General features: G+C 71.3%; 13 protein-coding genes and 1 pseudogene. 5 read left to right on the top strand and 9 right to left on the bottom strand.

All coding sequences use genetic code 11. The features are described from left to right. Positions 1-44 precede the first annotated feature (44 nt). Positions 45-305, top strand: coding sequence for a hypothetical protein (locus N5096_RS02285; protein WP_267662721.1), 261 nt, complete (start codon positions 45-47; stop codon positions 303-305). Positions 306-378: 73 nt separating this feature from the next. Here N5096_RS02285 and N5096_RS02280 read toward each other — a convergent pair whose 3' ends face one another. From N5096_RS02280 to N5096_RS02265, 4 genes are all read right to left on the bottom strand, one after another. After that, complete coding sequence (locus N5096_RS02280; protein WP_267662720.1) at positions 379-1,065, bottom strand: thymidine kinase; 687 nt, start codon at positions 1,063-1,065, stop codon at positions 379-381. 70 nt (positions 1,066-1,135) lie between these two features. Further along, complete coding sequence (locus N5096_RS02275) at positions 1,136-1,591, bottom strand: hypothetical protein (RefSeq protein ID WP_267662719.1); 456 nt, start codon at positions 1,589-1,591, stop codon at positions 1,136-1,138. 27 nt (positions 1,592-1,618) lie between these two features. Further along, complete coding sequence (locus N5096_RS02270) at positions 1,619-2,713, bottom strand: amidohydrolase family protein (RefSeq protein ID WP_267662718.1); 1,095 nt, start codon at positions 2,711-2,713, stop codon at positions 1,619-1,621. A 67-nt stretch (positions 2,714-2,780) separates the two neighbouring features. Beyond that, positions 2,781-4,043, bottom strand: coding sequence for an HD domain-containing protein (locus N5096_RS02265; RefSeq protein ID WP_267662717.1), 1,263 nt, complete (start codon positions 4,041-4,043; stop codon positions 2,781-2,783). A gap of 103 nt (positions 4,044-4,146) precedes the next feature. Between N5096_RS02265 and N5096_RS02260 the strand changes: the two genes are divergently transcribed. Beyond that, the gene (locus N5096_RS02260; protein ID WP_267662716.1) at positions 4,147-4,551 is read left to right on the top strand and encodes a universal stress protein; all 405 of its coding nucleotides are present in this window, start codon (positions 4,147-4,149) and stop codon (positions 4,549-4,551) included. A gap of 4 nt (positions 4,552-4,555) precedes the next feature. Here the strand turns inward: N5096_RS02260 and N5096_RS02255 are convergent, their stop codons facing one another. The 3 genes and pseudogenes from N5096_RS02255 to N5096_RS02245 all read right to left on the bottom strand — a co-directional run. After that, positions 4,556-5,788, bottom strand: coding sequence for an HD domain-containing protein (locus tag N5096_RS02255; protein ID WP_267662761.1), 1,233 nt, complete (start codon positions 5,786-5,788; stop codon positions 4,556-4,558). An 11-nt stretch (positions 5,789-5,799) separates the two neighbouring features. Next, the gene (locus N5096_RS02250) at positions 5,800-6,369 is read right to left on the bottom strand and encodes a helix-turn-helix domain-containing protein (RefSeq protein ID WP_267662715.1); all 570 of its coding nucleotides are present in this window, start codon (positions 6,367-6,369) and stop codon (positions 5,800-5,802) included. Between the two features lie 119 nt (positions 6,370-6,488). Then, positions 6,489-6,653 (bottom strand): annotated as a pseudogene (locus N5096_RS02245) (phosphoribosylamine--glycine ligase); the annotation flags it as partial. 103 nt (positions 6,654-6,756) lie between these two features. On the opposite strand from N5096_RS02245, the gene N5096_RS02240 reads away from it, so the two are divergent. Next, the gene (locus tag N5096_RS02240) at positions 6,757-7,149 is read left to right on the top strand and encodes a glutamyl-tRNA reductase (RefSeq protein ID WP_267662714.1); all 393 of its coding nucleotides are present in this window, start codon (positions 6,757-6,759) and stop codon (positions 7,147-7,149) included. A gap of 10 nt (positions 7,150-7,159) precedes the next feature. On the opposite strand, the gene N5096_RS02235 is transcribed toward N5096_RS02240, so the two are convergent. Continuing rightward, entirely contained in the window at positions 7,160-7,393 is a 234-nt protein-coding gene (locus tag N5096_RS02235; RefSeq protein WP_267662713.1) for a DUF2249 domain-containing protein, read from the bottom strand. A gap of 291 nt (positions 7,394-7,684) precedes the next feature. Between N5096_RS02235 and katG the strand changes: the two genes are divergently transcribed. Further along, a complete protein-coding gene (gene katG, locus N5096_RS02230) occupies positions 7,685-9,835 on the top strand; it encodes a catalase/peroxidase HPI (protein WP_267662712.1) in 2,151 nt (716 codons plus the stop codon). A gap of 440 nt (positions 9,836-10,275) precedes the next feature. Here katG and N5096_RS02225 read toward each other — a convergent pair whose 3' ends face one another. Further along, positions 10,276-11,259, bottom strand: a complete 984-nt coding sequence (locus N5096_RS02225) for a nucleoside recognition protein (RefSeq protein ID WP_267662711.1) — start codon at positions 11,257-11,259, stop codon at positions 10,276-10,278. 112 nt (positions 11,260-11,371) lie between these two features. Here N5096_RS02225 and N5096_RS02220 point away from each other — a divergent pair, with 112 nt between their 5' ends. Then, entirely contained in the window at positions 11,372-12,283 is a 912-nt protein-coding gene (locus tag N5096_RS02220; protein ID WP_267662710.1) for an HVO_0234 family beta-propeller protein, read from the top strand. Positions 12,284-12,556 lie beyond the last annotated feature (273 nt).

Raw genomic sequence — 12,556 nt, 5'->3', positions numbered from 1 at the left:
TCCCCCCCGCATCGTTTTTGAACTCGTCCGGCGAAGGGGCCGGTATGAGAGCAGCCCTGCTGTTGGCAGTCGGCCTCGTCGGAGTGGTCCAGACGCTCGCCCCGCGCCCGATCGTGCGGGCGTGGACCCGCATCGCGTACCGGGACGCGGCCGACGTGGAGCCTCGCGAGTGGACCTACGTCGCGGCCCGGACGGAGGGCGCCGTCCTCGCGGTCGTCTCGCTCGGCGGGCTGTACCGCGCCGCGACGGCCGAGCCCGACGCCGAGGAGCCGCCGAGAGCGCTCGACGACCGGACGGGCGAGTAGCTCCGAAAAGCGTCGGCGCCCGCGACCGTTCCCGTTCGCGTCTATCCTTCAGCCGTCGCTCGCGTCTATCCTCTCAGTCGTCGCTCGCGTCGATCGGTTCCTCGGCGCCGTCGATCGAGTCCTCGGATCCCGACTCCTCGTCGGGCAAGTACCGCCGGCCGCCGTCCGGGCGCTCGCCGGTCCGGAGGACGTGACAGTCGCGACACCGGGCCTCGTACGACTCCTCGGCGCCGACGAGGATCGTCGGATCGTCCTCGTGGGCCGGCTCGCCCTCGATGAGCCGCTGGTTCCGCGAGGCCGGCTCGCCGCACTGCGAGCAGATCGCCTGGAGCTTGTCGACGTACTCGGCGGTCGCCATGAGCTGCGGGAGCGGGTCGAACGGCTCGCCCCGGAACGTCTGGTCGGTGCCGGAGACGATCACGCGGGTCCCGGCGTCGGCGAGCGCGTTACAGACCTCGACGAGCGCGTCCGAAAAGAAGTTCGCCTCGTCGATCGCGACGACCTCCGGGAACGGCTCGTCGTCGAGGACGTCCAGGGGCCCGTCGCCCTCGTTGTCGACGACGGACGCCTCCCACTGACGGCCCGTGTGGCTGCCGATTGTCTCCTCGCCGTAGCGGTCGTCGACCGCGGGTTTGTACACGGCGACGGACTGCCCCGCGATCTCGGAGCGGCGGAGGCGGCGCAACAGCTCCTCGGTCTTGCCCGAGAACATCGACCCCGAGATGACCTCGATCCAGCCGGATCGAGTGATGGCGTGCATGAGCGATCCGGCAGGTGCCAGCGACTAAACCGTTTCTCTCCCGTTGCGTGGGACCGGATCTCGGCCGCGGTCAAACGCCGCCCGCGACCGCGACGAGGACCGCGGCGACGACGACGTACGCCGCGGCCGAGACCGCCCAGTCGCGCCGGATCGGCGAGAGGCGCTGCCGGGGGAGCCCCTGTGCGCGCGGGAGCGGAACGAGCGCGAAGAAGCCGACCATCAGCGCGAACATGACGGGCGAGGCGACGGCGATCGCGAGCGAGACGCCGGCGCCGAGGCCGATCTGGACCGCGGAGACGAGCCCGACGAAGAGGAGCCCGGACCCGCCGCCGGCGACGTAGTGGACCCGCGTCGCCAGCCGCTCGGGGGCGTCGTCGACCCGCGTGTCGGTGAGTACGCCCGCGGCGACATCGGGAGCCGTCGCTCCCTCCGGGAGCCGGGGCATCACGCGGTCCATCGCGAGCGTCGCGAGCAGTCCGACGACCGGCCCGAGCGCGAGGCCGGCCAGGAGCGAGAACGTTGCCATCGGCGATCGGTACGGACGCGACCGGCTTCAGTCCCCCGACGCGTCGACTCCGTCGCCGCCGACCTCGTCGCCGCCGACCTCGTCGCCGCCGATCACGACCCGCGAGACGTCGGCGGCGCCCGCCCGGCGGACGATCGCGCGGACGAGGTCGCGCGCGCCGGCGAGGTTGTCGGAGTCGCCGTCGAGTACGAGCAGGTCGGCGTCGGCGCCCGGCTCGACGATGCCCCGGTTCAGCCCCGCGATCTCGGCGCCGTTGACGGTTGCCATCCGGAGCACGTCGCGGGCGGGGAGGTCGGCCAGCTTCGCGGCGAACTCCATCTCGCGGAACATCGACGGGGAGTCGAGCATGACGTTGTCGGTGCCGAGCGCGACGGTCGTGCGCTCCGCGATGTCCCGGATCGGCGGGACGCCGACCTTCGTCACGAGGTTCGAGCGGGGGCAGACGACGACCGGCGTGCCCCGGTCCTCGAGGCGGTCGAGGTGGATGCCCTCGGCGTGGACCATGTGAACGAGGAACTCCGGGTCCAAGTCCATCGCGGGGTTGATGTCGTCGGCGTCGCGCTCGCCGGCGTGGATCCCGAACAGCTTCCCAGCGTCGCGGGCGTCCGCCCGCACGGCGTCGAAGTCCCCGTCCCGGGCGCCCGAGGCGCCGTAGCCGTCGGCGACCGAGAGCACGCCGGGGTCGTCGCGGCCGAGCACGACCGGCTCGATCGCGCGCTCGCCGAAGTCGACGCCCTCCCCGGCGACCGCGTCCCGGAGGGCGGCCACGCCGTCGCGGCCGCCCTCGCGGAACTCCAGGAACGTGCTCGTCCCGGTCGACTCCATGTACCGGAGCGTCCGCGCCATGGCCGCCACCTTCTCCTCGTGGCTCGCCGACCGGAGCAGCCGGTGTTTGAGCCCGTCCGGCGGCGCGACGAGCTCGTCGAGCGAGAGCCCCTCGCCGGCTTCCTTCGCAATGGAGTCGCCGATGTGGGTGTGGGCGTTGACGAACGCCGGGAGGATCACGTCGTCGCTCTCGACCGACGCCTCTTCGATCCGGACGATCTCGCCGTCGTCGACGACCACCCGCCCCTCGACGGGCTCGAACGCCTCGCCGACGAGTACCGTCCCCTCCAGATGCATACTCAACGGTCGCCAGCCCGGGCTTAAAACGTCACGGAACGGACCGGTGAGAGGGCGTCCCGTCCGCCTACTCGAACTCGTCGAGCGTCGTCGGTATCGCGCCGCGGACCTCGGTCACGAGCCCGTCTGGGTCGAGCCCGAGCACGTCCGCGGCCGCGCGACCGACGCGGTCGGTGGCCGGCTCGGGGGCGTACACGCCGAGGCGCCACTGGTTGCGCTGTGCGGTCCGGAGCGCGGAGACCAGTGGAGACTGGCGCTCCAGCCGGCGGACCTCACCGCTGACCGTCACGCGGGCGGTCGACTCGCGCATGGACGGCTCCGGCGGCACGTCGAGGACAACGTGTCCGCGGGCGACGCCCGCCTCTTGCGCGATCTCGCGCTCCAAGTCGGTCTCGGTCGCGTGGTCCGCCTCGTGGACGCGCTCGGGCACGTCGTCGTACTCGGCCCACACCGCCAGCTTGTAGAGGTCTCGATCGTCGTAGCGCCGGGAGAGCTCGGCGGTCGCCCCGCAGTCGCGGATCGCGGCGAGGAAGTCGTGGTCGTCCATGCGCCTGAGCTCGGCGGCCGTCGTCGCGGTCGCGTCGAGCAGCTCGCTCGCGGCCCGTCGCAGCATCGCCTTCGAGATGCGCGCGACGTGGTGGGTGTAGACGACCGGGTTCATCAGCGCGCGCGCGAGCAGGAGGCTCTCCGCGGTCTGGACGTTTCCCTCGTCGAGGACCAGCTCGGGGCCGTCGCGGTCCGGGCCGCCCTCCCCCGCCTCCCGGTCCCGCTCGACGAACGTCAGCTCCCGGACGAACCGCTCGGTGTCGACGGTGCCGTACGGGACGCCGGTGTGGTAAGCGTCGCGCACGAGGTAGTCCATGCGGTCGACGTCGAGCTCGCCCGAGACGAGCCCGGCGTACCGTCCCTCGCCGGCGACGATGTCGGCGATCCGGGACGGGTCGAGGTCGTGGTCCCGGAGGACCTCGCCGACCGCCCCGGTCGCGAGGAGTTCGCCGACGTCGTCGTGGTACTTCCCGGTGCGGCGGTGGGTGAGCGACTCCAGGTTGTGGCTGAACGGGCCGTGTCCAACGTCGTGGAGCATCGCCGCCGCCTCGATCCGCTCGGCCCGCTTCCCCCCGATACCGAGGCCGTCGAGCGCGCGGCTGGCGAGGTGGTAGACGCCGAGGCTGTGTTCGAAGCGGGTGTGGTTTGCGGAGGGGTAGACGAGCTGGACCGTGCCGAGCTGTTTCACGTGGCGGAGGCGCTGCACTGCGGGGGTGTCGATCAGCGCCGCGGCGACACCGTCGATCTCGATGTGGTCGTGGACGGTGTCCTTGACCGTGATCATGCAGGCCGGTTCGTCTGCGTCTGATAAAAGGAGTGGGAGGGCCGGTGGCGACGCGCGGGAACCCACGCCATCGTTTATATGCCTCGTCCGCGAACGTAAGCACATGTACGAAGTACTCATCGGGATCGACGACGAGGCGGACCGACGCGCGGTCGAGCAGGCGGAGGCCGTGGCCGACCTCCCGCACGCGGCCGACGACATGAAGGCGCACCTGTGCCACGTGTTCCGGGAGAACCCGGAGGGCGCCTCGGTCCACCAGCTGTCGGCCGTTCGGCGCGCTCGGGAGACGCTCGAGGCGGCCGGGGTCACCTGCGTCCACCGCGAGGCGAGCGGGGACCCGGCTGGCGAGCTGCTCGCGGCCGCCGCCGACGTCGACGCGAACGCCATCTGCGTCTCCGGCCGCAAGCGCAGCCCGACCGGGAAAGCCATGTTCGGGAGCGTGACGCAGGACGTCGTCCTCGGGAGCGACCGTCCGGTGTTCGCGGTGCCGGCGCCACAGAACGACTGACCCGTCAGGCCCGCGCGCCGACGCCGCGGAGTCCGAGCACGTCACGCGCGGCGTCGCCGACTGCGTCGACGTGTTCGGCCGGACAGTAGACGCCGAGCGTCCAGCGGCAGCGCTCGGCGCTCCGCAACCCCCCGACGAGCTCCGACGCGTCCTCCAAGCGCTGCGGCACGCCGTCGACGACGACGGTCGAGCCCGATTCCTTCAGCCCGGGTCGGGAGGGCACGTCGACGACGACCGCCTCGCGGTCCAGCCCGACGGCGTCGGCGATCTCGCGCTCGGCGGCGACCTCCTCCGCGTGGCCCGCGTCGACCGTCCCGGCTGGCACGTCGGCCAGCCCGACCCACACCGCCCGCTTGTAGAGGTCGCGGCGCTCGATGCGTCGGCCGAGCTCGGGGACGGTCTCGCGGAGCTCGACGAGGAGGTCGTGGTCGGCCATCCGGCGGAACGCCCCCGGGTCGGTGCCGGTCCGGTCGAGGTAGCGCTCGCAGGCGCGCTCCAGCATCGCGCCGGCGACCCGCGAGACGTGGTGGCGGTAGACGACCGCGTTCATCAGCGAGCGCGCGACGAGCAGGCTCTCCGCCGTCGGGACGTTCCCCTCGGCGAGTACGAGCTCCGCACGCTCGGGGTCGACCGAGCCGGAGCCGCTCGCCTCGCCGCCCGCGCTCCCGCCGCCCGCGAGCCGGAGCGCGTTGACGAGCCGCCCGGTGTCGACCGTGCCGTACGGGACGCCCGTGTGGTGGGCGTCGCGCACGAGGTAGTCCATCCGGTCGACGTCGAGCTCGCCCGAGACCAGGGCCCCGAGTCCACCCTCGCCCGCGATCAGCGAGGCGACCCGTTCGGGGTCGAGCCCGTTGCGCTCGAGGACCTGGCACACCTCGCGGTCGGCGTCGGTCAGGAGCCACGCGACGTCGTCGTGGTCGCGGCCCGTCGCGCGCCGGATGATCCCCTCGGTCTGGTGGCCGTAGGGACCGTGGCCGGCGTCGTGGAGGAGCGCCGCCGCCCGGACGTGGGCGGCGGTGTCGGCGTCGAGGTCGAACCCCTCGACCGCGCTCCGCGCGAGGTGGTAGACGCCGAGGCTGTGCTCGAAGCGGGTGTGGTTCGCGGAGGGGTACACCAGCCGGACGGTGGACAGCTGTTTGATGTGGCGCAGCCGCTGGAAGGCGGGCGTGTCGATCAGCTCGGCGGCGACGTCGCCGAGCCGGACGTGGCCGTGGACGCTGTCCTTGATCGCCTTCATCGTCGCACGCGTCACTCGTCGACGATCTCGACGCCGAACCGCTCTTCGAGGGCGCGGACGACCGAGCCGCCGACGCCGGCCGTCGCGGCCCGCCCGTCCTCGACCGCGAACAGGTCGTCCTCGTCGACATCGAGCTCCTCGGCGACCTCCTCGACGGTGAGGCCGGCCGCCTGCCGGGCCGCCGCCACGTCGTCGCCGTAGCCGGAGACGAGGTACGGGAGCCGGTCGGACTCGTAGCTCGTCCCGTCCTCCTCCCAGTGCTTGGAGTCGCCGGTCGCGGAGTCGTACATCTTCGCCTGCTTCCGGGCGAGCTCCTTCTTCCGGCTCTCCGGACCGCTCGACTCGGCGCTGGCGCCGCCCGGGCTCTCCCCGGAACTCCCGCCGCGGCTCCCGCCGGACCCCGAACGGTCCCCGCTTTCGGGCGCGTTGCCGGCGTCGTCGTGCGGCCGGCAGTCGGAACACACGAGCAGCTTCGCGCCGGCGACCGTCGCCCGCTGGAGCTTCGTGGTCTCGCGCCCGCAGAGCTCGCAGGCGTCGCCGTCGTCGCCGCCGCCGCCACCGCCCGTCGAGTACTTCGCCATACCGCGAGTGGTGGACCCGGACGGTTAAAAAGTCGTGGAGGGTCGTCCGTCCGTCGGAAAGCGAGAACCGGCGTCGCTCACCGCACGGTTCCTCGGTGACCCGACCGGCGGCGGGAGCGAGCGCGCCAGTCGTCGGTCTCGGGAACGAACCCGTCGCCGATCTCCCGATCGCTTTCGGCCTCGATGTGGTACTTCACCTCGTGGCCCTCGCGGTAGACTCGTCAGGCCAGGCCGGTGATCAGCGCCGCGTCGGGGGAGACGAACGGGAAGCGGGCGGACTCCATACGCCGGCGTCGCGCGGCGAGAAGTCGAGTGTGCGCCCGCCGGGAGCCGAGGGCCGAACACGTTCGAGGGAACCCTCACCCGCGTGGGAGTCGAGGGGCGGATGTGGCACTCGAACGCTCCGACGCGCGACCCGACTCGTCGACCGACGCGCGACCCGACTCGTCGACCGACGCGCGACCGGCTCCCCCGAGCGACGCGCGAGCCGACCCGGACCGCGTCCGACGGCGGCTCCGACGCCGGGCCGAGGGCATCGAGCGCCGCCAGGTCGAGGAGGCGGTCTCGAAGCTCGAGGCGCGGGGCGACCTGACGGACGAGCAGCGGGAGACGGTCCGTCTCCTCGGCGCCGCCCTGCGCCGGCGGCTCACGTCCCGCCCCGAGGCGGCGCTGGAACGGTCGGCCCCGGGCGACGCGACCGCCCGCGCTCTCGCGCGACTGTTCGACGCCGACGGAGGGCCGGCGACCGGCTCAGGCGGGCGGTCGTCGTCGAACGAGTAGCGTCGCGGTCTCAGCCCTCGACCTTCGGGAACTCGGCGACGAACTCGTCGGGCGCGTCTTTCCGAACCTCGTACCCCTCCTCGTCGAAGTCGGGCACTTCGGCGGCCATCTCGTAGTACAGCGGCTTCGGCTCGTGGTCGTTGACGATGGTGAGCGTCTCGCCCGGGGCGATCCCGTCGAACTCGTCGTGGATTCGGTCGTGCCTGTTCACCGGCGGTATGTCGCGGACGTCGAGTCTCGGCATGCGTCCGAGCGTTCGCGACCCGTCCGCATCCGTGTTGAGACGAACACGTTCGGGCGGAGCCGCGAGGTCGTCGGGTGCAACTCTGGACGGATCGGTTCGGTAATCGTTTCTCACCGCGTGTCTCGGCCGTCCGGTCCCGTGAACGAACGGCGACGCGTAACAAAGTCGCCGTGTTTTCGCAGTATCAAAACATATTTTTATGATATAAAAACACAGGTTATTTTTGCTGGGTGTATCTCTCCAAAGCGAATACCTTTTTATTCGAGGTACCGGAAGCTGGAGGTGAACCTAATGTCTCAGAAGGCAAACCACGACTGGTGGCCAAACCAGTTGGACCTGGAGATGCTCGACCAGAACGCCCGCGACGTCGGACCTTACGAGGACGACTTCGACTACGCCGAGGCGTTCCAGTCGCTCGACTTCGACGCGGTCAAGTCGGACCTCGAAGAGCTGATGACGAGCTCGCAGGACTGGTGGCCCGCCGACTACGGCCACTACGGGCCGCTCTTCATTCGGATGGCGTGGCACAGCGCCGGGACCTACCGGACGGCCGACGGTCGCGGGGGCGCGGCCGGCGGTCGGCAGCGGCTCGCGCCGCTCAACAGCTGGCCCGACAACGCGAACCTCGACAAGGCGCGGCGGCTGCTCCTCCCGATCAAACAGAAGTACGGCCGCGCCCTCTCGTGGGCCGACCTGATGATCCTCGCCGGGAACGTCGCCATCGAGTCGATGGGCTTCAAGACGTTCGGCTACGCCGGCGGCCGCGAGGACGCCTTCGAGCCGGACAAGTCCGTCTACTGGGGCCCGGAGTCCGAGATGGACACCCAGGAGCGCTTCGACAAGCCCGGCGACATCGACAAGGGGCTCGGCGCGTCCGTGATGGGGCTCATCTACGTGAACCCCGAGGGGCCGGACGGGAACCCCGACCCCGAGCTGTCGGCGAAGAACATCCGCCAGACGTTCGACCGCATGGCGATGAACGACAAGGAGACCGCCGCGCTCATCGCCGGCGGCCACACGTTCGGGAAGGTCCACGGCGCCGCCGACCCCGACGAGAACCTCGGTCCGGAGCCCGAGGCCGCCCCCATCGAGGCGCAGGGCCTCGGCTGGGAGAACGACCACGGCACCGGGAAGGGCGGCGACACCATCACCAGCGGGATCGAGGGCCCCTGGACCGGCTCGCCGACCGAGTGGGACATGGGCTACATCGACAACCTGCTCGAGTACGAGTGGGTCGCGGAGAAGGGCCCCGGCGGCGCCTGGCAGTGGACGCCCAAGGACGGGGAGCTCCGCGGGAGCGCCCCGGACGCCCACGACCCCGACGAGGGGGTCACGCCCATGATGCTCACGACGGACATCGCGCTGAAGCGCGACCCCGCCTACCGCGAGATCATGGAGGAGTTCCAGGAGAACCCGATGGCGTTCGGGATGAACTTCGCGAAGGCCTGGTACAAGCTGACCCACCGCGACATGGGCCCGCCGTCGCGGTTCCTCGGTCCCGAGGTCCCGGACGAGGAGATGATCTGGCAGGACCCGATCCCCGAGGTCGACCACGACCTGATCGGCGACGCGGAGGTCGCGGCGCTCAAGACGGAGCTCCTCGACGCCGATCTGACGCGGCAACAGCTCGTCAAGACCGCGTGGGCCTCCGCGTCCACGTACCGCGACAGCGACAAGCGCGGCGGCGCGAACGGCGCGCGCGTCCGGCTCGATCCCCAGCGCGACTGGGAGGTCAACGAGCCGGATGAGCTCGAGACGGTGCTAGACACCCTCGAAGGGATCCGGGAGGAGTTCAACGCCTCTCGCGACGACGTTCGCGTCTCGCTGGCCGATCTGATCGTCCTCGGCGGCAGCGCCGCCGTCGAGCAGGCGGCCGCCGACGCCGGCTACGACGTGACGGTGCCGTTCGAGCCGGGGCGCGCCGACGCCTCGCAGGAGCAGACCGACGCCGACGCGTTCGAGGCGCTTAACCCGCGCGTCGACGGATTCCGGAACTACATCGGCGACGCTGGCGACGAGGAGCCCGAGGAGTTGCTCGTCGACAAGGCGGACCTCCTCGACCTGGACGCCGGCGAGACGACGGCGCTCGTGGGCGGCATGCGCGCGCTCGGCGCCACCTACGAGAACACGGACCGCGGCGTCCTCACCGACAGCCCCGGGACGCTAACGAACGACTTCTTCGTGAACCTGCTCGACATGGGCATCGAGTGGCGCCCCGTCGACGAGGACGCGGAGACCGCGAACGCCTTCGAGGGGATCGACCGCGAGAGCGGCGCGGTCGCGTGGGAGGCCACCCGACTGGACCTCATCTTCGGCTCGCACTCCCGGCTCCGCGCCATCGCGGAGGTGTACGGGAGCGAGGACGGTGAGGAGAAGCTCGTGCGGGACTTCGTCGACGCGTGGACGAAGGTGATGCGGCTCGACCGGTTCGACCTGGAATAAGTCGAGAGGTCGCAGTCGTTTCGAGCGGGATATTTCACCCAGTGACCGGTCGGTTGTTGCCAGTTGGCCGTCGTTTCCACGTCGCTGACTGGGAATCGACTGAAAACACCTCCAACGCCCCAGCCGCGAGGACTCGCGCGGCTTGTTTCGCTCCTCGCTCAGTCGCTACCGCTCCTTCGCTGCGGTGCTTACTACGCCGTGCTTCGCCCTCGCGACTGCCTCTTTGAGTCCCACCCGCACGGCACCGCACAGCGCCTCACGCCTCCCCAGCCTCGCCGCGGCGGCGTTTATAAACGCCGCCGCGGGCTGCCTCGCACGCGCTCTTCGCGCCCGTTGGGGGCTCAGAGGCGCGCGCCGACCGCGTTTCGATTTATAACTCGTTTCTCAGAGCCGCGATCGGCCGTTGCGGCGATGACCGTGTCACTCCACCGACCCCCGCCTCACCACACCGGCGCGAGCAGCAGCGCGACCGCCGCCGAGATGAAGACGAGCTTCAGCGCGGTGTTGACGACGATCACCCTCGTCCCGAACTCGGCGCCCCAGATCCCGTACTGGAAGGGGATCGAGCGTCGGAACGTGGAGACGGCGAACGAGAGGATGCCGCCGATGAGCAGGCTCGCGACCGCGGTCCGGGTGGTGAACACGCCCGGGTCGGCGCCGGCGAGGGTGACGGCGCCGGCGGTCGTGTCGAGGGTGTAGACGGCGATCACGGGAACCGCGGCGCCGGGGAGCCCTAAGACGCCGGTGATCGGCTCGGCGACGCTCGTCAGGGCCTCCACGTCGACGTTGTTGACGAGCCCGATCACGAGCGTGTACACGACCGCGAGCCGCGGGACGATCCGGCGGAGGGTGCCCCACGACTTCTCGGCGGCCTCTCGGACGCGCTCGCGGCTCGTGCGCTCGTCTACGTCGGGACCGCTCGCGTCGACCTCGGAGAGCGCCGACCGGTCCACGTTGCGCTCGGAGAGCAGGACGCCGCCGGCGAGGACGCCCGTGACCGTGATCGCCAGCGCGATCCCGGCGCGCGCGGAGACGTAGACGACCCCCCTCTCGACGCCCAAGATCGGGATCAACACGGGGATGTAGAACGTGAACACGTGCTGGACGAAGCCGAAGAACGTGTTGATTGTCACCGCGACGAGCGTCGCCCGGTCATCGAGCAGCCCCGACTCGCGGTACTCGGCGAGCGTGGCGTAGCCCGCGGTCGTCGACGCCGCCGTCGTGAGAATCGCGGTGCCCACCTCGTCGGGGAGGTTCGCGGGCCGGGTGAGCCACCCCGCCAGCCCGGCGACGTACCGGATCAGCCCGAACGCGACCGCGACGTTGGCGGCGAAGACGCCGACCGCGATGAACGCCGCGATGCGGGCGAGCCGCGGGGCGACCTCGACGAGCAGGGCGACGACCTCGGCGGCGACCGATTGCACGGCCGGCGCTACGCGGTCGCCGACCTAATGCGCGTCGAAATCGGCGGGCGGCGGTCGATCTCGGCGCGACCGCTCGCGGGGCTTATGAGACCCCCGCCCGAACCCCCGGCCGATGGCACCCGCGGAGGACGACATCTCGATCGAGGAGAAGCGCGTGTACGCCGGGACGGCGGGCCGCACCGACGCCTACGTCGCCACCGAAGGCGGCGTCGTCCGGGTGGCGCTGTCGGCCGACAAGGTCGGCGCGTTCGACATGGTCGCCCGCGAGCCGGCCCGCGACGTCGCCGTGCTCCCCTCCGAGGCGAGGGCGGACCTCGTCGGGGTCGCGACCGGTGAGGGGCTGCGCGTCGCCGCTGTCGGCGACACCCCCGAGTTCGAGCCCGTTGCCTCCGACCCTCTCGTCGCCGTGGGCGTCCACGACGACGCCTTCCTCGTCGCGGGCGAGGACGGCGGGATTGACCGAATCGCGGTCGACGGCGAGGGGTCGGTGTCGACGTCGGCTCACGCGGGAACCGTCTCGGACCCGCGCGCGATCGACGGTCCCCTCGTCGCCGCCGGCGACGGCGTGTATCAGGTCTCCGGGGGCGACGGCACGGGCTCCGATCCCGCGCTTGCCGCGGTGGGCCTCGACGACGCCCGCGACGTCGCCGGCTCGGGGATGCCCCTCGCGGCGACCGGGTCCGGGCTCTACTGGCTCGGCAACGGCTGGATGACGGCACTGGAGGGAGTCGCCGAGGCGGTCGCGGCCGACGGCGACGGCCACGCGATGGCGGTCGTCGGCGGGGAGATCCGAGTTCACGGGGCCGAAGAGACCGCGGGAGGGACCGACGCGTGGGACGACGAGACGTGGCGGGTGGCCGACCTCCCGGTCGATGAGGACGCGGTCGCGCTCGGCTACGGGCCGGGACTCTCCGTCGCCGTCACCGCGGGCGGCACGCTCTGCGTCGACGCCGGCGACGGCTGGCGCCACCAGGTGGTCGGCGTGCGGGACGTGGAGGGGGTCGCGCTCGCGGTCGTTGAATAGACTCTCGATCGGTTATAATCGATTACTGCCACGGTGTGCACTTCTACAGCCTCAGCCGCTCAATTATATGCAGCTGCTGGTGGCAGAACGGCGGTGAATGCCTGCAAAGCCCCAGCCGCGAGGCGGTCACACGCTCGCTGCGCGCTTCAGTCGCTCGTGTTGCTCGCTCCTTCCAGTGCTTGCGTCGCCTGTGACCGCTCGCGGCTGCCCCTTTGAATCCCACCCGCACCGACAGCGCCGCACCTCACACCTCCCCAGCCTCGTGGGGGGGGG

The sequence above is a fragment of the Halorubrum yunnanense genome (genome assembly GCF_026586675.1).
Classification (GTDB): domain Archaea; phylum Halobacteriota; class Halobacteria; order Halobacteriales; family Haloferacaceae; genus Halorubrum; species Halorubrum yunnanense.
Note: the sequence above shows the minus strand (reverse complement) of the source record. Positions and strands in the feature narration are given on the sequence as shown.

What these genes read in the sequence shown, in the direction of transcription:
- N5096_RS02220 (WP_267662710.1), top strand. Translation starts at nt 11,372, where the DNA reads ATGGCACCCGCGGAGGACGACATCTCGATCGAGGAGAAGCGCGTGTAC.
- N5096_RS02270 (WP_267662718.1), bottom strand. Translation starts at nt 2,713, where the DNA reads ATGCATCTGGAGGGGACGGTACTCGTCGGCGAGGCGTTCGAGCCCGTC.
- N5096_RS02255 (WP_267662761.1), bottom strand. Translation starts at nt 5,788, where the DNA reads ATGAAGGCGATCAAGGACAGCGTCCACGGCCACGTCCGGCTCGGCGAC.
- N5096_RS02285 (WP_267662721.1), top strand. Translation starts at nt 45, where the DNA reads ATGAGAGCAGCCCTGCTGTTGGCAGTCGGCCTCGTCGGAGTGGTCCAG.
- N5096_RS02260 (WP_267662716.1), top strand. Translation starts at nt 4,147, where the DNA reads ATGTACGAAGTACTCATCGGGATCGACGACGAGGCGGACCGACGCGCG.
- N5096_RS02265 (WP_267662717.1), bottom strand. Translation starts at nt 4,043, where the DNA reads ATGATCACGGTCAAGGACACCGTCCACGACCACATCGAGATCGACGGT.
- N5096_RS02275 (WP_267662719.1), bottom strand. Translation starts at nt 1,591, where the DNA reads ATGGCAACGTTCTCGCTCCTGGCCGGCCTCGCGCTCGGGCCGGTCGTC.
- katG (WP_267662712.1), top strand. Translation starts at nt 7,685, where the DNA reads ATGTCTCAGAAGGCAAACCACGACTGGTGGCCAAACCAGTTGGACCTG.
- N5096_RS02280 (WP_267662720.1), bottom strand. Translation starts at nt 1,065, where the DNA reads ATGCACGCCATCACTCGATCCGGCTGGATCGAGGTCATCTCGGGGTCG.
- N5096_RS02235 (WP_267662713.1), bottom strand. Translation starts at nt 7,393, where the DNA reads ATGCCGAGACTCGACGTCCGCGACATACCGCCGGTGAACAGGCACGAC.
- N5096_RS02250 (WP_267662715.1), bottom strand. Translation starts at nt 6,369, where the DNA reads ATGGCGAAGTACTCGACGGGCGGTGGCGGCGGCGGCGACGACGGCGAC.